At 71.9% G+C, this 19,741-nt stretch carries 16 protein-coding genes; 6 read left to right on the forward strand and 10 right to left on the reverse strand.

What is annotated here, in order from left to right; genetic code table 11:
• Positions 1-224: 224 nt before the first annotated feature.
• Both ETD85_RS20640 and ETD85_RS20645 read left to right on the forward strand, forming a co-directional pair.
• The gene (locus ETD85_RS20640) at positions 225-1,259 is read left to right on the forward strand and encodes a TOMM precursor leader peptide-binding protein (RefSeq protein WP_170246769.1); all 1,035 of its coding nucleotides are present in this window, start codon (positions 225-227) and stop codon (positions 1,257-1,259) included.
• Positions 1,260-1,312: 53 nt separating this feature from the next.
• Positions 1,313-2,416 (forward strand): hypothetical protein, encoded by a 1,104-nt coding sequence (locus tag ETD85_RS20645; protein WP_138691387.1) that lies wholly within the window; start codon positions 1,313-1,315, stop codon positions 2,414-2,416.
• An 83-nt stretch (positions 2,417-2,499) separates the two neighbouring features.
• Here ETD85_RS20645 and ETD85_RS20650 read toward each other — a convergent pair whose 3' ends face one another.
• A complete protein-coding gene (locus ETD85_RS20650; protein WP_138691388.1) occupies positions 2,500-3,324 on the reverse strand; it encodes an alpha/beta fold hydrolase in 825 nt (274 codons plus the stop codon).
• Positions 3,325-3,893: 569 nt separating this feature from the next.
• On the opposite strand from ETD85_RS20650, the gene ETD85_RS20655 reads away from it, so the two are divergent.
• Positions 3,894-7,607, forward strand: a complete 3,714-nt coding sequence (locus tag ETD85_RS20655) for a S8 family peptidase (protein ID WP_240779268.1) — start codon at positions 3,894-3,896, stop codon at positions 7,605-7,607.
• A gap of 145 nt (positions 7,608-7,752) precedes the next feature.
• Entirely contained in the window at positions 7,753-8,346 is a 594-nt protein-coding gene (locus ETD85_RS20660; RefSeq protein WP_138691389.1) for a hypothetical protein, read from the forward strand.
• 63 nt (positions 8,347-8,409) lie between these two features.
• Here the strand turns inward: ETD85_RS20660 and ETD85_RS20670 are convergent, their stop codons facing one another.
• Genes ETD85_RS20670 through ETD85_RS20710 form a run of 9 tightly spaced genes read right to left on the reverse strand, consistent with a single transcriptional unit; the run spans position 8,410 to position 17,742 of the window.
• Entirely contained in the window at positions 8,410-9,177 is a 768-nt protein-coding gene (locus tag ETD85_RS20670; protein WP_138691390.1) for a carbon-nitrogen hydrolase family protein, read from the reverse strand.
• Positions 9,174-9,614, reverse strand: coding sequence for a winged helix-turn-helix transcriptional regulator (locus tag ETD85_RS20675; RefSeq protein ID WP_138691391.1), 441 nt, complete (start codon positions 9,612-9,614; stop codon positions 9,174-9,176). The genes ETD85_RS20670 and ETD85_RS20675 overlap by 4 nt, the downstream gene beginning before the upstream one ends.
• 41 nt (positions 9,615-9,655) lie before the next feature.
• Entirely contained in the window at positions 9,656-11,245 is a 1,590-nt protein-coding gene (locus ETD85_RS20680; protein ID WP_138691392.1) for an ABC transporter ATP-binding protein, read from the reverse strand.
• Positions 11,242-12,276 (reverse strand): serine hydrolase domain-containing protein, encoded by a 1,035-nt coding sequence (locus tag ETD85_RS20685; protein ID WP_138691393.1) that lies wholly within the window; start codon positions 12,274-12,276, stop codon positions 11,242-11,244. Before ETD85_RS20685 ends, ETD85_RS20680 begins: the two co-directional genes overlap by 4 nt.
• Before the next feature lie 40 nt (positions 12,277-12,316).
• Positions 12,317-13,495, reverse strand: a complete 1,179-nt coding sequence (locus ETD85_RS20690; protein WP_138691394.1) for an anhydro-N-acetylmuramic acid kinase — start codon at positions 13,493-13,495, stop codon at positions 12,317-12,319.
• Positions 13,492-14,376: an N-acetylmuramic acid 6-phosphate etherase gene (murQ, locus tag ETD85_RS20695; RefSeq protein ID WP_240779269.1), complete on the reverse strand. Its 885-nt coding sequence runs from the start codon at positions 14,374-14,376 to the stop codon at positions 13,492-13,494. Before murQ ends, ETD85_RS20690 begins: the two co-directional genes overlap by 4 nt.
• Before the next feature lie 11 nt (positions 14,377-14,387).
• Positions 14,388-15,233 carry an ABC transporter permease gene (locus ETD85_RS20700; RefSeq protein ID WP_170246770.1) on the reverse strand — a complete coding sequence of 282 codons (846 nt, stop codon included), beginning with the start codon at positions 15,231-15,233 and terminating at the stop codon, positions 14,388-14,390.
• Positions 15,230-16,198: an ABC transporter permease gene (locus ETD85_RS20705; RefSeq protein ID WP_138691396.1), complete on the reverse strand. Its 969-nt coding sequence runs from the start codon at positions 16,196-16,198 to the stop codon at positions 15,230-15,232. Before ETD85_RS20705 ends, ETD85_RS20700 begins: the two co-directional genes overlap by 4 nt.
• Entirely contained in the window at positions 16,198-17,742 is a 1,545-nt protein-coding gene (locus tag ETD85_RS20710; RefSeq protein WP_138691397.1) for an ABC transporter substrate-binding protein, read from the reverse strand. Before ETD85_RS20710 ends, ETD85_RS20705 begins: the two co-directional genes overlap by 1 nt.
• Positions 17,743-17,826: 84 nt before the next feature.
• Between ETD85_RS20710 and ETD85_RS20715 the strand changes: the two genes are divergently transcribed.
• Together ETD85_RS20715 and ETD85_RS20720 are read left to right on the forward strand one after the other, a co-directional pair.
• Positions 17,827-18,711, forward strand: coding sequence for a MurR/RpiR family transcriptional regulator (locus ETD85_RS20715; RefSeq protein ID WP_138691398.1), 885 nt, complete (start codon positions 17,827-17,829; stop codon positions 18,709-18,711).
• Positions 18,712-18,836: 125 nt separating this feature from the next.
• Positions 18,837-19,670, forward strand: a complete 834-nt coding sequence (locus tag ETD85_RS20720; protein WP_206058422.1) for a sulfotransferase family protein — start codon at positions 18,837-18,839, stop codon at positions 19,668-19,670.
• Positions 19,671-19,741: the final 71 nt, after the last annotated feature.

Below are 19,741 nucleotides of genomic sequence, written 5' to 3' on the forward strand. Positions count from 1 at the left end.
CATTGGGTCTCCCCTTTCTCCCGTTTTCTCTTTATGATCGCAGCGGCCCATCAAGATCGACGAGAGGATCGTACTATGACGATCGAGATCAAGACGGTCGAAGAAGTCGAAACCACCGGCAACAGCAACAGCTGCTGACCGCGTGCGGCCTCCTGCGGCGCCCCCCGTCCGCAGGAGGCTCGCTCCGGACGTTACCGGGAGTCGATTTCATGCCGAGGATTCAGGTGAATCCGGCTTTTCCGTTATTCATCGATGACGCCGCAGAACGCGTACGGCTCGGTGATTTCCCCCCGACCGGCCGCGTGCTGGAGCCCGCGCCGCCGCCCCTGCGCCGCCTGATCCGGCTGTGCGCGCAGACCCCCGTCGAGCAGAGCGAGCTGTACGCGCTCATCGGCGACGTCGCGCCCCGGGAGATCGACGCGGCCGTCGAGCGGCTGCTGGCCGAGCGGATCCTCGTCACCGACGCCGACCTGGACACGCTGGCGGCCGACGCCGGGCTGTCCAGGCTCGCGCTGTGGCTGTCCATGTTCCACCCGGCCGGCCAGGCCGCCGCCGCGCTCGGCGGCCTGGCGGGCAGGCACGTCGCGGTGCTCGGCGCGGGCGCGATCGGCGGCCAGGTCGCCCTGCACCTGGCCACCTCGGGCGTGGGCCGGCTGACCATCCTGGACGACGACCGGGTGGAGCTCAGCAACCTGCACCGCCAGCACCTCTACACGCCGCGCGACCTCGGCGAGCCCAAGACCGCCGCCGCCGCGCGCACGCTGCGCGAGCACTGCCCGGACGTCGAGGTCAGGCAGGCCGGGCGGCGCATCACCGGGCCGGAGGACGTGATCACGGACGCCGACCTCGTGGTCAACACCGTGGACACGCCGCAGCCGCACATCCGCCGCTGGGTCAACCTGGCCTGCGTCCGGGCGGGCACGCCGTTCGTGACCGGCGGCTTCAACCAGCACGTCGGCCTGCTCGGGCCGCTCGTCGTGCCCGGCAAGACCGGCTGCCTGGCCTGCCAGGAACGCGGCCTGGCCGCGCGGTACGGCACCGCCGAGCTGCCGGTCAGCGACAACCCCGGGCGGACGATCCCGTCGTTCGGGCCCCTGTGCGGGATCGTGTCGGGGATGCTCGCGGCGGAGGTCGTCCGCTACCTGACCGGCACCGGCGAGCCCGCGATCGAGGGCAGGAGCGTCTGGCTGGACCTGCTCACGCTCACCACGACCACCAGGGACTTCGACCGGCTGGACGACTGCGAGATCTGCGGGTGAACCCGGCTCGTGAGACGTCCGCGGGTGACAGCCGAGCCGTGCGAGGTGAGCCGGTGAAGACCGATCTGTCGTTTCTCAGCGTCGTCGCCGACGGGCCGGACGACTACGTGATCGGCAACGGCGAGACGTTCGTCAACGTGCCGGGAGTGGCGGCGGCCGTGGTCGCCGCGCTCGACGGCACCAGGACGGTCGCCCAGGCCCGGGCCCAGGTGCTGGCCGAGCGGGGCGTGGACGTGGACGTGGCCGCGTTCGTCGCCGGGCTCGAAGGCGCCGGGCTGCTCGGCCGGCCGCGACGGCCGCCGAACCGGTGGGACCGGATCCGGCCGCGGCACGTGGCCTGGCTCTTCTCCAGGCCCGCGCACGCCGTGCTGATCCTGCTGACCGTCTGCGCCGTGGCCGCCGCCGTCGCGGATCCCGGCGTCCTGCCGAGCCTGACGGCGCTGGTGTGGTCCGACAGCCTCACCTTCACCATCGCGTTCGCGGCGGGCTCGTGGATCCTCGTGCTGGTCCACGAGCTGGGCCACATCGCCGCCGCCCGGTCGCTCGGCGTGCGGGCGGAGCTCTCGCTCGGCACCCGGCTGCAGTTCCTGGTCGTCCAGACCAGGATCACCGGCATCTGGGGGGTGCCCAGGCGGGCGCGGTACCGGGCGTACCTGGCGGGGATGCGGACCGACTGGTTCCTGGTCTGCGCGGGCGCGTGCACGCTCTACTTCGCCGAGGTCCCGCTCGTGCGGCTGGTCATGGTCATCTGCCTGTCGCAGATCGCCTGGCAGTTCCTGTTCTTCATGCGCACGGACGTCTATTACGCCTTCGCCAACGCCGGCGGCAACAAGAACCTCATGGCGGACGCGCAGGCGTACCTGCGGGCGGTGCTGCGAGGCGCGGACCGGACGGCCGTGCCCCGACGGAGCGTGCGCGTGTACGCGTGGTTCCTGGTGGCCGGGCGGGTGCTCGGGCTGGGCTTCTTCGCTCTGTACACGCTGCCGATCACGGTCGAGGTGTGCCGCAGGTCCGTCGCCGAGCTGCCCGGCTGGCAGCCGGTGGCGGCGCTCGCCCTGGTGGCCGCCGGCTGGCTGCTCTACCTGGGCCTGCTCGGCCGCCGCCTGCTCAGGTCACGCCTGCTTCAGCCGCTCCTGCTCAGGTCGCGCTCGCTCTAGGCACGCCCGCTCGCTCTAGGCACGCCCGCTCGCTCTAGGCACGCCCGCTCGCTCTAGGCGCGCCTGTCCGCGCCGGGTCCGGGTCACGGTTGCCCGGGTCGCGCCGACAGCAGGGCGTGCAGCTCCGTGGCGAACTCGGCGGGGCTGCGCAGGTAGCCCACGTAGTCGCCGGGCAGCTCCACGGGCTCGACGCCGAGGTGTTTCCCCATGGCGAGCGTGCATCGGTGCATCAGCATGCTGCGCGTCTGCACGCCGCTGGCCAGGGCGAGCGGGGCCGTCCGCAGCGCGTCCGCGTCCGGGACGTACCGGCTGAACGGCAGCATCTCGTACAGCAGGCTCATCTCCATGTTGGCGCTCATCCTGGTCAGCATGTCCTTGACCCAGGCCGGCAGGTTCGGGTCGGGCTCCGGGGGAGCCGTCACGCCCGTCTCCTCGCCGAACTTGCGCATCGCCGGTCCGACCCCCTCCTGCCGGCAGAGCGCGACCGCCTCCCGCGCCAGCGAGAACCAGTGCGCCTCGTCGGGCAGCAGCGCGAAGGAGGGCGGCTCGTGCGCGACCAGCCGCCGCACCCGCTCCGGATGGCGGGCCTGCAGGTCGAGGGCGATCAGAGCGCCGGAGTGCGTGCCGAACACGAGCGCCGGCTCCGCCCCGACCTCGCAGAGCAGCCGGAGCGCGTCGTCGGCGTGCTCCTCGATCCGCTGCTCGCGGGGCGGCCCGGTGAGCGGGCTGCGGGTGGCGCCGCGCCGGTCGTAGGTGATGACGGTGTAGCGGTCGGCGAGCGCGCCGGCCAGCGGCGCGGCCATCGCGGCGTCGCCGCCGCCGCCGAGGATCGTCAAAAAGGCCGGTCCTGAGCCGCGCACCTCGAAATAGAGCTGTGCGCCGGGAACGTCGAGTATGCCAGTGTCCATGGTCCGCCTTTCGAGGGTCGGCCTACTTTAGAGCGCTGAGCTTGGACCGCCAAATCGTGATATTTCGGGATTTGGAGCGTCGGTCTGCTGACTTCTCCGGATGGCGATTCTCGTGCATGTCAGACGCGGCCGTCATGGAGAAACGTACCGGACCGGGAAATGACCGATCCGGGCGGCCCGGGCGCCGCCGGTGCGGCCTGCCGGGCGCGCGGTCGTGAATTGCGCGCGCAGCTCGTTCGCGCGCATTTGAGGGCGGGCGGCGGGCGCATTTTCGGCCGGGCCGCAGCGGCCTTTCCCGGCGCAATCCATTCGCCGGCTTTCCCGGCGAGCGCCCGCGGGCGGCCCGCCGGCGGCCCGCGTCCCGGCCCGCGGGCCCCCGCCGGCCGGCTGGCGGATTCACGACAAGTCGGGATCTAGCCACACCAACCTCATAGACAACAGCAGGTCAGGGTGGCTAGGAATTCGGTAGTTGTGCTTACCGATTCTCTGGAGGTCGTCCCGTGCTGCGTGCTTTGGGGCTGGGTGAGTTAGGGCCGCGTGGGTCGGGGCGATGGCGGCGGGGGACGGTGGTGGCCGTCTCCACGGCCATGACGGCCTCCTTGTTGTCGGCCCCCGGTGCGTACGCGGACACCGCGCCGCCCGTGACGTTCACGACCGGCTCCGCGAGCGGTGACATCACGTTGATCACCGGTGACCAGGTGCAGGTGCGAGCCGTGGACGGCGGGCACAGCACGGTGACGGTCACCCCCGCGCCCCGGGCGGACGGCTCGGTGCCGACGTTCCAGGTGCTGGAGTCCGGCGGCGACGTGAGCGTGATCCCCGACGACGTCGCCACCTTGGTCCCCGAGCGGCTCGACAGCGCCCTGTTCAACGTGACGGACCTGGCCGGGCAGGCGCGCGGCGGTGCGATCCCGCTCATCTTCACCTACGCGGCGAACACCACGAAGGCCGCGATCCCCGCCGTCAAGCAGCTGCGCACCCTGGAGAGCATCGGCGGCGCGGGCGTCACGGTGGCCGCCGCGGACGCGCCCGCGTTCGGGGCGGAGCTGGCCAAGCTGGCGACGGCGGCCCCGCAGGCACGCGCCGCCGGGCCGCTGGCGGGCGTGTCCAAGATCTGGCTGGACCGCAAGGTGAAGCCGGTGCTGCAGGAGAGCGTGCCGCAGATCGGCGCGCCCGAGGCGTGGGCCGCCGGGTACGACGGTACCGGCACGACCGTCGCCGTGCTCGACACCGGCGTGGACGGCACGCACCCGGACCTCGCGGGCAAGGTCGCCGACCAGCACGACTTCACGGGCGAGAACGCCACGGGCGACCCCCACGGGCACGGCACCCACGTCGCCTCGACCATCGCGGGCGCCGGCTCGGAGGGCGGCGGCAAGGGCGTGGCGCCCGGCGCGAAGCTGCTCAACGGCCGCGTGCTGGACGGAGAGGGCTACGGCCAGCTCTCCTGGATCATCGACGGCATGGAGTGGGCGGCCGGCGAGAAGCACGCCGAGGTGGTGAACATGAGCCTCGGCTCGCCCGAGGCGGGCGGCCCGCTCACCGAGGCGCTCTCCCGGCTCACCGCGCAGTACGGGACGCTGTTCGTGGTGGCGGCCGGCAACGACGGCTGCGACCAGTGCGTGGGCGCCCCGGGCGACGCCCCGGAGGCGCTGACCGTGGGCGCGGTGGACAAGCAGGACCGGCTCGCGGAGTTCTCCAGCAGAGGCCCGATCGTGGCCGACGACTCCGTCAAGCCCGACGTCACCGCACCCGGCGTGAACATCAACGCCGCCAAGACCGGCGGCGGCCACGTCGCGATGTCCGGCACCTCCATGGCCACCCCGCACGTCGCGGGCGCGGCGGCGCTGCTGCGCCAGGCCCGCCCCGGCCTCACCGGCGGCGAGCTGAAGTCGCTGCTCATGGCCACGGCCCAGCCGGGCCAGGACATCCCGGTGGACGCCCAGGGCGCGGGCCGGATCGACGTGGCCGCGGCGCTCAGGGGCACCGTCGTCGCCTCGCGGGGCTCGGCCGCCTTCGGCAAGCTCCCCCTCGGCGAGGCCAGGAGCCTCACTGTCGGCTACCACAACCTCGGCCAGACGCCCGCCGAGCTGACGCTGACCTCAGGCGACGGGTTCACCGTCGAGCCGGCCACGCTCACGGTGCCGGCCGCGGGGAAGGCCGAGGTCAAGGTCACCATCAAGGCGGACAAGCCGGGCCGGCTGCGCCAGGAGCTGACCGCCGCGGTCGCGGGCGGCGCCCCCGTACGCACCCTGCTGACCGGCAGCGTCGACGAGAAGCGCGTCGAGCTGCGCGTACGCGGCATCGCCAGGGATGGCCGCACCGGCCGGGGCGGCTTCACGGTGCTGAACCTCGACGAGGGCACCCTGGTCGGGCGCGTGCTCCCGGGCAGCCCCGCCGAGCCCTGCACCGACCAGAAGTACGGCTCGGGCACCTGCCTGCTCGTCAAGCCCGGCACCTACTCTGTGCTCGGCCACATCTTCACCATGCCGGCCACGGGCGACAGCACCGCCTCCGGCAAGCCGCTCAACGAGAGCCTGCTCGGCGACCCCGAGATGGAGATCACCGAGAACACCGAGGTCGTGCTGGACGCCCGCAAGGCCGTCGAGGTCAAGGTCGAGACGCCGGACCACAAGACCAAGCGGAACACGGGAGCCGCCGCGGCCCTCATGTGGTACCGCTCGGGAGAGCAGGGCACCGCGCTGCGCGGCGGCACGACGATCTCGCCCGGCGGGCAGATCGAGGAGCGGCTGTTCGTCCAGCCCACCAGGAAGGTCACCAAGGGCCGGTTCACCGTCGCCACCCGCTGGCGGCTGAAGGCCCCCGAGATCGCCTTCTCCACGCTGGGCCTGGAGCTGGAGCCCGAGTACGTGGACCCGGTCCAGTTCAGCGACTTCGCCACCGAGTACCCGCGCCTGGACGGCACCCAGCTCCTCCTGGCCGTGGACGCGGGCAGGGGCAGCGCCGCGGAGATCAAGGCGCGCGACCTGCGCGGCAAGCTCGCCGTCATCCGCCGCACGGACGGCGTGCCCGTCTCCGCCCAGTCCAACGCGGCCGCGGCCGCCGGGGCGAAGATGGTGGCCGTCTACAGCGACCGGCCGGGCTCCGACGTCACCACCGGCGGCAACATGGTCAAGCTCGCGGTCCCGACCGTGCGGCTGACGCACGAGCAGGGGCTGAAGCTGGTCGAGCGGCTGCGCCGCCTGCCGGTGCCGATCCTGGCCAAGGGCATCGTGGCCAGCCCGTACGTCTACGACCTGTACCTGCGCGAGCAGGGCCGGGTCCGCGACGACCTCACGTACGTGGTCCGCGCCAAGTCGCAGGCCAGGATCGAGACCGGCTACCACAGCCAGCTCGCCGACGACGTGACCATCAACGAGGCCCGCTTCGTCTTCGAGCCCTGGGACACCGCCGTGGTCTCCACGAACCACCCCATGGCCAAGACGCCGCGCACCCGCGTCGACTACGTCACCCCCGACCCCGAGCTGCGCTGGAACTCCACGGCGATCACTCCGGAGCGGCACTACAACGCCATGTGGCCGCACCCGGACACGCCGCGCATCGCGATGTCCTCGCCGGAGTTCCGCGCGTACGAGGCGGGGGAGAAGGTCGGCAGGACCATGTTCAAGCAGCCGCTGCTGCCGGGGGTCAACCCGCGCAACCCGATCCGCAGGGAGGGCGACCGGCTGCGCGTCTCGATGCAGGGCTTCGTGGACGCCGACCGCAACTACGGCGACACCTACACCAGCATGTTCGAGCACGGCATGAAGACCGATTTCCGGCTCTACCAGGGCGACACGCTGCTCTGGCAGACGGACTACCTGCCCTCGGGGTCGGGGACGCTCGCGCCGGAGAAGTCCGATTACCGGATCGAGTACACGCTGAGCAACGAGGCCGAGTGGGCGAAGATGTCCACCAGGACCAAGGGCGTGTGGACGTTCGGCTCCGAGCGGGCCGAGGAGACGACGGTGATCCCGCTGCTGCTGGCCACGTTCGACGCGCCCTCGGACCTGAAGAACCAGGCCAGGTCACACAAGCTGGGCCTGTCGCTCTACCACCAGGAGGGCGCGCCGCAGAGCGCGATCAAGGACGTCGCGCTGGAGGTGTCGTACGACGACGGCGCCACCTGGAAGCCGGCCCGCCTGCGTGACAAGGGCAAGCGGACCTACGAGACCACGATCGACAGGTCGCCGTCCGGCTTCGTCTCGCTGCGGCTGAAGGCCTCCGACGTCAACGGCGACACCCTGTCGCAGGAGGTGATCCGCGCCTACGCGGTGCGCTGAACGCGGGTACCGGGCCTCCTCCAGCGGCGCTGGGGGAGGCCCGGCCGGACCTGCCGCCGGGCGATCAGACCAGACCCCCAAGATTCCGGACCCATCGCCCCGCCGATCTAGGTGTCCAGCCGCCTGACGGCGTGAAATCAGCGTCATGGCAGACATCTCCTCCGTATCGCTCGACGCACGCCCCCGCCGCTCCTCGGCGGGCCGGGTCCTGAGGTTCCTCGCACATCGCTGGCCCACCGCGTGCGGCCTGCTGGTGACGGTCTTCTCCGTCCTGGACAGCCCGGAGGGCCACAGCCAGGCCCCCGTCGTCTTTCTCGCCGCTCTTGTCTACCTGGCGACCGCGGTGGTGGGCAGACCTCGCGTCGTCTGGATCCTCTTCGGCGCGGCCGTGGCGGGAGTGGTGGTGCTGAAACTCCTCGATGTCGATCTGTGGACGGCGCTGGTCGCCAGCGCGGTCTCCCTCGTGGTCGTCGCCCTGGTGAGCGGCCTGCCCTCCCAGCCGCGGCTGGCCGCCCTGCAGATCCCCATCATGCTCGTCGTCGGCACGGCCGTGCTCGTCGCCCTGGCGGCGTCGCCGGCGCTCGGCACGTACCTGGTCGGAGCCGCCCTCATCGGCCACGCCACCCTCGACGTGATCGTCTGGCGGGCCGACAAGGTCGTGGTCCGCTCGCTCGCCGAGTTCTGCTTCGTGCTGGACTTCACCCTGGGCGGCGCGATCATCGTCGCGCAGCTGCTCTGACCGGGCGCCCGGCGCCTTACCCGGCGTCCCCCCTGGCGCCCAGCCCGGCGCCCTACCGGCGCCTCATCCGCCGCTCGCGCCGCCGGAGAGCCCTTCGCGGAAGCCCCGGTCCGTGCGGTCCTGCCGGAACGCGTCCAGCCGGTCGAAGTCGAGGTCGTGGGCCGAGACGGGCGCCTCGGGCGGCCCGGTGAAGAAGCCCGTGTGGGTGGCCGGGCAGGGGTTGGCGAAGCCGGTGACCCCGGCGCACGGATGCCCGTGATAGGTGCTCTCGTGATGCCAGTCGCACACCGCCACGTACGTCATGAACTCGTACGCCCGTGCCACGCTCATGTGCTGCCACAGCTCGCGAGCCGGGGCGGGACCGTCCCACCGGGTGACCGAGAAGGCGGGCACCAGGACCGCGTCGAGGCCGTCCCGCCCGGCTAAGCTGGCCGAATACCACAGGTCCGCGCAGAGCAGGACGTGCAGCCGCCGCCCGCCCAGCTCGAACCCGGCGCTCGGGCGGCCGGGAAGCACGCCCGAGCGCAGCTCCAGACCGTAGGGATGGACCTTGTCGTACTCCGACAGCAGCTCGCCGTCCGCGCCGAACACCGCGCCCCGGTTGATCGCGCCGTCGTAGTGCGACCCGCCGACGACCGCCGCCCCGGACCCGGTGGCCAGCTCGCGCACCCGGTCCAGGTAGTCGGCGCGGGGCAGGCTCGCGCCCGCCAGCTCGGGCAGGAGCAGCACGTCGCCCGTCCCCGGATGCGCGGCGACGAGCTCCTCGATCGCGTCGAAGTTCGCGTGGCCGTCAGGGGACCAGCTCGCGGGCTGGACCAGCAGGATCCTCACCCGGCGGCCTCCTGCATCCGGTCCGCGCGGACGAGTGTCATGTCCTCGGTGCGCACGGGCTCACGGCAGCTCGCGCACACCGTGACCGGCTCCAGGACCTCGCCGCAGCGGTGCCGCCACACGGTGGGCGGCTCGCCCTCGGTGACGTACCGGTCGCCCCAGGCCATGAGCGTGAGCAGGACCGAGTGCAGCGCCTGCCCGGCCTCGGTCAGCACGTACTCGTGCCGGGGCGGGTGCTGCTCGTACTGCTCGCGGCGCAGCAGCCCGACCTCCTCCAGCTTGCGCAGCCTGGCGGTGAGGATGTCGCGGCTGGCGCCCGTGTTACGGGCGATCTGGTCGAAGCGCCGCACCCCGAGCAGGATCTCCCGCATGGCCAGCAGGCTCCACCGCTCGCCGACGACCCCGAGCGCGTTGGCGATCGAGCACTCCCTGGGCATGGCGGGCACCTCCGATGGTCCGGTAAGTCGGAAATTCCAACTTACCGGCTGCCGGGGATCGCGGCGAGCAGCTCGCGGGTGTAGTCGTCGGCGGGATGGTCGAAGATCTCCTCCGCCGTGCCGCTCTCCACGATGCGCCCCGAGCGCATGACGTGCACCGCGTGCGAGATCATCCGCACCACGGCCAGGTCGTGGCTGATGAACAGGTAGCTGAGCCCCAGCTCCCGCTGCAGCTCGGCGAGCAGCTCCAGGATCTGCGCCTGCACGAGCACGTCGAGCGCGGAGACGGCCTCGTCGAGCACGACCAGGTCGGGCGAGAGCGCCAGGGCCCTGGCGATCGCCACCCGCTGGCGCTGGCCGCCGGACAGCTCGTGCGGCAGCCGCTCGGCCATCGACGCCGGCAGCGACACCTTCTCCAGCAGCTCGGCCACCGTCTTCTTCCGCTCGGCCGCCGTGCCGACGCGGTGTACGCGCAGCGGCTCGGCGATCGACTTCTCGACCGTGTAGCGGGGGTCGAGCGAGGCGTACGGGTTCTGGAAGACGGGCTGCACCCGCCGCCGGAACGCGAACAGCTCGCGCCGCCCGAGCCTCGTCATGTCGGTGCCGTCGAAGCGGATGCGGCCCGAGGTCAGGTCGTCGAGCCCGAGCAGCAGGTTCGCGGTCGTCGACTTGCCCGAGCCCGACTCGCCCACGATCGACACGGTACGGCCGCGCGGGATGGCGAACGAGACCGCGTCCACGGCGGTGAACTCCTCCGCGCTGCCCCTGATCGGGAACACCTTGCGCAGGTCCTCGACCACCACGAGGTCCTCGGCCGGCTGCGACGGCTCGGCGACCCGGACCGACGACAGGCTCGGCACGGCCTTCAGCAGCCGCCTGGTGTACTCGTGCCCGGGCTCGGCCAGGATGCCGGCGGCCGGCCCCGTCTCGACGATCTCGCCCTGGTACATGACGGCCACCACGTCGGCCCGCTCGGCCGCCAGTGCCAGGTCGTGCGTGATGAGGAAGACGGCGGTGCCCATCTCGGCGGTGAGCTGCCCGAGCTGGTCGAGGATGCGCCGCTGCACGGTCACGTCCAGCGCGGAGGTGGGCTCGTCGGCGATGAGCAGCTTCGGCCGGCAGGCCAGCCCCATGGCGATCAGCGCGCGCTGCCGCATGCCGCCGGAGAACTCGTGCGGGTACTGCCCGGCGCGCCGCGCGGGATCGGGGATGCCGACCATCTCCAGCAGCTCGGTCACGCGCGCCCGGGCGGCCTTGCCCGCGGCGACGCCGTGCACCTCCAGCGCCTCGGCGATCTGGTCGCCGATGCGCATGAGCGGGTTGAGGTTCGACATCGGATCCTGGGGGACCAGCCCGATGCCCGCGCCGCGGATCGCGGTCATCTCGCGATGGGTCGCCTGGGCCAGGTCGCGGCCGTCGAACAGGACCTGGCCGCCGGTGATGCGGCCGTTGTCGGGCAGCAGCCGGTTGACCGCGGCGGCCGTGGTGGACTTGCCCGACCCGGACTCGCCGACGACCGCGACGGTCTGCCCGGGCAGGATCCGCATCGAGACGTTCTTGACGGCGGTGACGTCCTGCCCGCGGGTGCGGAAGGCGACCGACAGGTCACGGATCTCCAGGAGCGGGGTCATGCTGTCCTCGATCGTTGTGTGGTGGCCTGGAGCAGGCCGGTCCAGAGGTCGTCGGTCGGCGTCGGGGCGCCCTCGACGAGGAGGCGGTTGCTGGCCAGCGCCAGGGCGACGTCGCGGCCGGGCACGAACCCGACCGCGCAGCCGACGTAACCGGTGTGGCCGAGCACCTTCACGCTCTCGCCCGCCAGGTCCAGCTCGTACCTGCGGAAGCCGAGCGCCTGCTCCGGGTCGGGGCCGGGGGTGAAGAACTCCTTGACGACCTCGGGCCGCCACAGGTCGTCATGCTCCTCGTAGCGCGACAGCGCCGTGCCGAAGCGCAGCAGGTCGGGCACGGTCGAGAACAGCCCGGCGTGCCCGGAGACCCCGTCGAAGGCGTGGCAGGCGTTGCCGTCGGCGACCTGCCCGAGCACGGGCTCGCGCCGCCAGCGCGCGAAGTCGGCGCTGCGGTAGGGGACGGGGTAGGGCTGCCCGGTGTCCAGCATGGTCATCTCGACCCGGTCGTCCAGGGCGCTCATGGCCACCTCGGCGCCGGCCGGGCGGGCGTAGGTGGTGGAGGTGAGGCCGAGCGGCCTGGTGACCAGCTCGGCCACGGCCCGCTCCAGCCGCAGCCCGGTCGCGGACTCGACGACCTGGCCGAGCAGGATGAAGCCGAGGTCGGAGTAGTGCCGCGCGCGGCCGGGACGGTAGCGCGGCGGCGGCATGCGCGGCTGGATGTACAGCGGCCACCACTCCCACAGCCCGCCGCGGTGCAGCAGCAGGTCCCGCACGGTGATCGCCTCGTAGGAACGCGGCAGGTACGCGCTCAGCGGCGCGTCCAGGTCGACCAGCCGGTCGGAGACGAGCCGGATGAGCGCCGTCGTGGTGGCCATGACCTTCGTCACCGAGGCGAGGTCGTGGTAGGTGTCCCACGTCATCGGCTCCTCGCCGACGCGCTCGCCGTCCTCCCAGCGCACGGTCCGGTGCCCGGTGCACTCGCTGAGATCGAACCAGGGCGTGCGCGCGGCCATGACGACCCCGGCAGGGGCGTTCACGCGCGCCTCCCCGCCTCTGCCCGGCCGTTGTGCCACCGGCTCATCGCGTCAGCACCAGGGACAGCGGCGGCTCGGCGACCGGCGCGGGCAGCACGAGCGGGCCCGCTCCCGGCGTCAGCGTGCCGAGGATGCGCGGCGCGCGGGCGCCCGTCCCGCCCGGCGCGGTGCCCGGCAGCCCGTGCGTGCTCAGCCAGCCGATCAGGGCGAACGCGATCGCCTCCTTGTCGTCGGCGGGCGCGCCGTAGGCGTCGGACGTGGCCACGTCCACCCCGGGCAGCGCGGCCCGGAGCCCGTCCATGATCACGGGGTTGCGGCAGCCTCCGCCCGAGACGACCAGCGCGCCGACGCCGGCGGCGAGGACGTCCCTGGCGACCGTCCGCACGGTCAGCTCCGTCAGCGTCGCCACCAGATCGGCGTCCCCGACCGGCGTCCCGTCGTCGGCCGGGCCCGCCTTCGCCAGCGCCTCCTCCACGTAGCCGAGGTGGAACAGCTCCTTGCCGGTGCTCTTCGGCGCGGGCAGCGCGTAGTACGGCTCGTCGAGCAGCACCTCCAGCAGCCGCGGCAGCACCCGGCCCGAGGCGGCGATCCGGCCGTCCTCGTCGAATCCGCGCGCGTTCAGCCCCCGGCTCGTCACCACGGCGTCGATGAGCGCGTTGGCGGGCCCGATGTCGTAGGCCCGCAGCCCGTCGCCCCGGACGACGGTCATGTTGGAGATGCCGCCCAGGTTGAGCGCTCCCGCGCCGCCCGCGTGGCCGCCGAGCAGCAGCCCGTCCAGCACCGACACCAGCGGGGCTCCGTGCCCGCCCGCCGTGATGTCCCTGATCCGCACGTCGGACAGCACGGGCACGCCCGTGCGCTCGGCGATCCACGCGGGCTGCCCGATCTGCAGGGTGCCGAGCGCGTGCGCGTCGCGCACCCAGTGGAACACCGTCTGCCCGTGCGAGACGATCAGATCGACCGGCCCGCCCGCGGCGATCGCGTCGGCCGCCGCGTCGGCGAAGCTCTGGCCGATCAGCGTGTCGAGCTCGCACACCTCGGCGAGCGTCGTCCGCGCGGGCGGCAGCGCCGCGATCAGCCTGGCCCGCAGCTCCGCCGGGTACGGCGTGCTCGCCGTGTGGCCGACCTTGCCTTCGAGCACGCTCCCGACGAGCTCGAAGTCCACCGCCGCCACGTCGATCCCGTCGTGCGAGGTGCCGGAGATCATCCCGAGAACTCTCATACCTGCTCTCCCAAAGCCGCTCGCAGCCGTCCACCTGATCGCGCCAGCCGCGCCGCGGCGTCCTGAGGGCTCAGGTCGAAGCGCGAGGCGACGATCGCCTGCTTGACGTTGAATCCGTTCCGGTCCAGCACGGCCAGCGCCTCGTCGCGCTCGGCCCCCGTGATCGTCCGCACGATGCGCACGGCACGCTCGCGCAGCTTGCCGTTGGTGGCCTTCACGTCGACCATCAGGTTCCCGTACGTCTTGCCGAGCCGGACCATGACGATCGTCGAGAACATGTTGAGCACGAGCTTCTGCGCCGTGCCCGCCTTGAGCCTGGTCGAGCCGCTGACCACCTCGGGGCCGACGAGCACCTCGATCGAGTGCCCGGCCACGTCGCCCAGCGGGGTGCCCGCGTTGCACGAGAGCCCCACGGTCAGCGCGCCCAGCTCGCCCGCCCGCCGCACGGCGGCCACCACGTACGGGGTGCGCCCGCTGGACGCGATCCCCACCACGGTGTCGAGCGGCCCGATGCCGGCCGCCTCGATGGCGGCGACCCCGGCCGCCTCGTCGTCCTCAGCGCCCTCGCACGGGGACACGATCGCGCTCTCCCCGCCCGCGATGATCGCGAAGACCTGCTCGGGCGGGGTGCTGAAGGTCGGCGGGCACTCCGAGGCGTCCAGCACGCCGAGCCGCCCGGGGGTGCCCGCACCCACGTAGACCAGCCGGCCGCCCGCCTCCATGCGCTCGGCCGTGGCCTCGATCGCCGCGGTGATCCACGGCAGCGCCCTGGCCACCGCGCCGGGGACCGTGGCGTCGGCCGCGTTCATGGTCGCCGCCAGCTCGCCCACGCTCATGGTGTCGATGCCCGCGAAACGGGGATCGGCCGATTCCGTCGTCAATTCTGAGAGATTCACCGCTTACCTCGGTTTCTGGTGCCGCGGTTTCGGGGGTCAAGGGTGTCACGCAGGCCGTCGCCCAGCAGGTTCAGGCCCACCACGAGCAGGACGACGACCGCGCCCGGCGCGATCAGCGTCCACGGGGCCACGAAGACCAGGCTGCGCGCCTCGAAGATCATCGAGCCGAGCGACGGCGCGGGCGGTGGAGTGCCCAGCCCCAGGAAGCTCAGCGACGCCTCGGTCAGCACCGCCCACGACAGGGACAGCGCCACCTGGATGACGATGATCGAGGTGATGTTCGGCAGCACGTGGCGCAGCATGATCTGCCAGCGGCTCTGCCCGGTGGAGACGGCCGCGCGCACGTACTCGATCTCCCTGAGCGACAGCACGGGGCCGCGCGTGACCCGGATGAAGATGGGGACGTAGACGATCGCGATGGCCACGGCGATCGTGAACCAGTTGCGGTCCAGCACCGACGCCAGCGACAGCGCCAGCAGCAGCGGCGGGAAGGCGAACAGCACGTTCGTCACCCCGCCGATCGCGCCGTCGGCGAAGCCGCGGTAGAAGCCGGACACGAGCCCGCCCAGCGTGCCCACCACGGTCGCGAACGCCACCGCGACGACCGCGATGAGCGCCGAGTTGCCCACGCCGGCCGCCACCCGGGAGAACACGTCCCGGCCGAACTGGTCGGTGCCGAACAGGTGCGCGCCCGACGGCGCCAGGAAGCGTGACGGCGGGTTCTGCGCGATGGGGTCGTAGGGCAGCAGCCCGAAGTAGGACAGCAGCGCCACGACGGCCAGCAGCACGAGGATGACGACGCCCGCCACCCCGGCGGGGCTGCGCCGCAGGAAGCCGCTCACGATGCCCTCACCCGCGGGTCGATCAGCCGGTACAGCACGTCGGTCAGCAGGTTGACCAGCACGAACGCCAGCGCGATGACCAGCACGGTGCTCTGCACCACCGCGTACTCCTTCTGCTGGATGCCCAGCAGCACCTGCCGGCCGATGCCCGGCACGGAGAAGATCTGCTCGACCACGACCGCGCCGCCCAGCAGGTAGCCGAACTGCAGGCCGGTCATGGTCACGATGGGCACGAGCGCGTTGCCGAGCACGTGCTTGACCTGCATCCGCCGCTCCGGCACGCCCTTGGCGCGGGCGGTGCGCACGAAGTCGTTCGAGCGCACCTCCAGCACCGCCGTGCGGGTGGTGCGCAGGATCGGCGCGGCGATGCCGAAGCCCAGCACGAGCGCGGGCAGGAGCATCTGCTGCAGGTTGAGCAGCGGGTCGTCCAGCAGCGTCGCGAAGCCCTGCCCGTTGGGGTTGAACCCGAACGACGCCGCGAAGATCGACAGCAGCGTCGTGGCCAGCAGGAACGCCGGGATCGACAGCCCGGCCAGGCTGACGACCTGGCCGACGGCGTCCCTGGGGGAGTTCGCCCTGGAGGCCGAGAGCATGCCGAGCGGCACCCCGATCAGCAGCGCCAGCACGATCGAGAACACCGCCAGCTCGAACGTCACCGGCAGCGAGTGCAGGGTCAGGTCGAGCACGCTCTGCTGTGAGCGGGCCGAGTAGCCGAAGTTGCCGGTGAACATGTTGCCCAGCCACGAGAAGAACTGCGTGACCAGCGGCTGGTCCAGCCCGTAGTAACGCTCCAGGGCCAGCTGCTGCGCCGGGGTCAGCGCCGCGGCCTCGGTGCCGAGCCCCGCGGTGATCTGGTTGCCCGGGATGGCCCGGAGCATGACGAAGACGAACACGGCCACCCCGAACAGGGTGCCGATCGTCCCCGCCACGCGCCGGACCGCGCGGTTGCGTACGAGCCTGCGCATCAGCTGACGGACGTCGTACGCAGGTACTGCAGCGAGCCGCTGGCCATCGGGACGAAGCCCTGGACGTTCGCCGTGGTGGCGGTGTAGGTGTAGCCGGCGAACAGCCAGATCCAGGCGGCGTTGTCCTCGAGCTCGGCGCCGACCTTGTCGTAGATCGCCTTGCGGGCGGCCTGGTCGGTCGTCGCCTTGCCCTGCGCGAACAGCTCGTCCAGCTCGGGGGAGCTGTAGCCGGCGACCTTGTTCAGGTTGCCCTTGCTGGTGAAGTAGCGGCCGTAGGAGCCGTCGGGGTCGGGACGGCCGCCGTTCAGCGCGACCGCCGCGTCGAAGTCGGCCGCCACCCAGCGGTCCACGAACGCGCCGGACTCCAGCACCTCCAGCTCCAGGTTGATCTTGGCCTCGGCCAGCTGCGCCTTGAGGTTCTGGGCCTCGTTGACCGAGGTGGCGTACTCACCCTGGGAGACGATGGTCTTGACGGTCACCCCGCCGGACTTGCCCGCCTTGCCCAAGTACTCGGCGGCCTTCGCGAGGTCGCGGGTCGGGCAGGGGCGCTTGTTCGGGTCCGACTTGAAGGCCGGGGCGGTGATCGGCCCGGTCACCTCGCCCTCGCCGAGCGCGGCGGTGTCGAGCACCTGCTTGCGGTCCACGGCGCACTGGATCGCCAGCCGCACGTTGACGTCCTTGAGGTCGCCCTTCTGCGCGTTGAGCTGGAGCGCGTGGTAGTTGAGCTGCGGGGTCTTGGCGACGTTGATCGTGCCGCCCTGCGCGGTCTGGGCCACGAGCGGGTCGTTGAAGACCGCGAGCTGCACGTTGCCCGACTGCATGGCCGAGACGATGGACGACTCGTCGGGGATCACCCGGAACTCGACGGTGCCGACCTTGGGCTTCTCGCTGCCCCAGTACTTGTCGTTCTTGGCCAGGGTGATCGACTGGCTGGCCACGCGCTTGCTCATGGTGAACGGGCCGGTGCCGTTGGGGGTGGCGTTGAGCTTCTCCTCGGTGTCGTCGGAGGAGAGCATGGCCATGTTGACGGTGGCCAGGTTGGCCGGCAGCGCGGCGTCCGGGCCGGTCAGCTCCAGCACCACGGTGCTCGCGTCGGGCGCCTCCACCGACTTCACCGACGACAGCGACGCCCGGGCCACGGCGGCCGTCTTCTCGTCCATGATCTTGTCCAGCGACGCCTTGACGTCCTTGGAGTCGAACGCGCTCCCGTCGGCGAACGTCACGCCCTGCCGGAGCTTGAGCGTCAGCTTCTTGCCGTCCTCGGCGGTCTCCCACGACTCGGCCAGGCCCGGCACCACGTTGAGGTCCTTGTCGAACTCCGTCAGCGTGCCGTACAGGGCCTGCAGAACGTTGACCGCCTGGAACTGGGTGGCCTTCCAGGGGAAGAGCGTGTCGGGGTCGGAGGTCACGCCGACCACGAGATTTCCTCCGGGCTTACCGGCGGCGCCGGTGCTGGTGGCGGGCCCGGAGGAAGACGAGCAGCTGGTGAGGGCGATGGACAGCACCGCGACGGCGCCGATCGCGGAGAATGAGCCACGGGGCATGTGGTCTCCTCAGGGCAGTAGGTCATAAAATTACGCAGACCCTACCATTAGGGTATTTATTTTCCTTCATGGGGATGGACGACGATGGCTGAGGACGACGGGACCGTACTGATCCGCATCCGCGCCGCCATGCCCGCACTGCGGCCGTCGGAGCGCCGGATCGCCGAGGAGTTCGTCGGCGATCCCGCCGCCGCCGCGAACCTGTCCATCGCGGAGCTGGCCGCGCGCTGCGAGACCTCGACGACCTCGGTGGTGCGCTTCTACCAGCGCATGGGCTACGCCCACTACAAGGACTTCAGGATCGACCTGACCAGGGCGGTCGCGCGGGAGGAGCTCACCAGGTCGAGCCTGCCGGAGGTCTCGGGCGACATCGGCCGCCACGACAGCCTGGAGGGCATCGTCTCCAAGGTGGCGATGAACGAGACCCTGTCCATCGCCGACACGGCCCGCGCGCTGGACATGGGGGCGCTGGGCGAGGCGGTGGCGCTGCTGCTGGCCGCCCGCAGGATCGACAGCTTCGGCGTGGGCGCGAGCGCCCTGGTGGGGCTGGACCTGCAGCAGAAGCTGTCGCGCATCGGGCGTACCGCGATCAACTGGCACGACTCGCACTCGGCCTGGACCTCGGCGGCCACGCTCGACGGCGCCTGCGTGGCGGTGGCCGTCTCCCACACGGGAGCGACCGTGGACACCGTCGAGTTCCTGTCGATCGCCCGCAAGTCGGGCGCGTCCACGGTCGCCATCACCAACTTCCGCGACTCGCCGCTGGCCGCCGCGGCCGACGTGACGCTCACCACGGCCGCCAGGGAGACCAAGTTCCGCTCCGGCGCCCTGGGCAGCCGCATCGCCCAGCTCATGGTGGTGGACTGCCTGTTCACCGGGGTCGCCCAGGCCTCCTACGACGAGTCGATGGCGGCGCTGCGCAACACGTACGCGGTCGTGCACGAGCGCGTCGTGCACAAGCGGACCTAGACGTCTTCACGCCACAGGTTCACAGCCCGGATTCACCTGAGGTTCACCGTCCGCCTCTACCTTCTAGCCCTATGAGCTGGAGGTATAGAGCGAACGCAACTCTTGAGGGACTGACGGGATACACGTTGACGCGCGCGCTGCGCAGGGAGCCGCCGAAGCCGCCTCCGCCGCCCCCGCTGGAGCTCCAGCGGCTGCCGGGCGACGCGGTCCGCCCGCCCGTGGACCCGGCGCACGACCGGCTGCTGCGCGAGCCCGTCTTCCTGCTCTCCTCGGTACGGTCCGGCTCCACGCTGCTGCGCGTCATGCTCAACAGCCATTCGCGGGTGCACTCGCCGATCGAGACGCATTTCCGGCGGATGACCGTGGGGCTCGGCACCGATCCCGTACGGCAGGCCATGGAGCTGCTCGGCCACACCCACAGCGACATCGAGCACCTCGTCTGGGACCGGCTGCTGCACCGCGAGCTGAGCCGCAGCGGCAAGCCGATCCTGGCGGAGAAGACGCCGAGCAACGTGTTCGCCTGGCGGCGCATCTCCACCTGCTGGCCGGACGCGCGCTTCGTCTTCCTGCTGCGCCACCCCATGTCCATCGTGCAGTCCTGGCACGAGGCCGACCCGGTCAAGCGGCCGATGGAGGAGGCGGTGCCGCGCACGCTCAGCTACATGACCTACCTGGAGGAGGCCCGCACCCACCTGGACGGCCTGACCGTGCGGTACGAGGCGCTGGTCGCCGACCCCGAGGCCGAGCTGCGCCGGCTCTGCCTGTTCCTCGGCGTGGAGTGGGAGCCGGCGATGCTCGACTACGGCAGGCAGGACCACGGCGGCTTCGTCAAGGGCATCGGCGACTGGCGGGACAAGATCCGCACCGGCACGGTCGTGGCGGGCCGCCCGCTCCCGTCGCCCGGCGAGGTGCCCGCCGAGCTGCGCGAGATCTGCCGCGCGTGGGACTACGACCGCTGACCGGCGCGCGGTCGCCGGGCCGTGACAGAGTTCGCCTGCGATTTGCCCGCCATTCGCCCGGGGCTCCGATA

Origin of the sequence: Nonomuraea zeae, assembly GCF_005889725.1 — a bacterium.
In the GTDB taxonomy this organism is placed as follows: Bacteria; Actinomycetota; Actinomycetes; order Streptosporangiales; family Streptosporangiaceae; genus Nonomuraea; species Nonomuraea zeae.

What these genes read in the sequence shown, in the direction of transcription:
- ETD85_RS20650 (WP_138691388.1), bottom strand. Translation starts at nt 3,324, where the DNA reads ATGGACACTGGCATACTCGACGTTCCCGGCGCACAGCTCTATTTCGAG.
- ETD85_RS20660 (WP_138691389.1), top strand. Translation starts at nt 7,753, where the DNA reads ATGGCAGACATCTCCTCCGTATCGCTCGACGCACGCCCCCGCCGCTCC.
- ETD85_RS20675 (WP_138691391.1), bottom strand. Translation starts at nt 9,614, where the DNA reads ATGCCCAGGGAGTGCTCGATCGCCAACGCGCTCGGGGTCGTCGGCGAG.
- ETD85_RS20680 (WP_138691392.1), bottom strand. Translation starts at nt 11,245, where the DNA reads ATGACCCCGCTCCTGGAGATCCGTGACCTGTCGGTCGCCTTCCGCACC.
- ETD85_RS20690 (WP_138691394.1), bottom strand. Translation starts at nt 13,495, where the DNA reads ATGAGAGTTCTCGGGATGATCTCCGGCACCTCGCACGACGGGATCGAC.
- ETD85_RS20705 (WP_138691396.1), bottom strand. Translation starts at nt 16,198, where the DNA reads ATGCGCAGGCTCGTACGCAACCGCGCGGTCCGGCGCGTGGCGGGGACG.
- ETD85_RS20710 (WP_138691397.1), bottom strand. Translation starts at nt 17,742, where the DNA reads ATGCCCCGTGGCTCATTCTCCGCGATCGGCGCCGTCGCGGTGCTGTCC.
- ETD85_RS20715 (WP_138691398.1), top strand. Translation starts at nt 17,827, where the DNA reads ATGGCTGAGGACGACGGGACCGTACTGATCCGCATCCGCGCCGCCATG.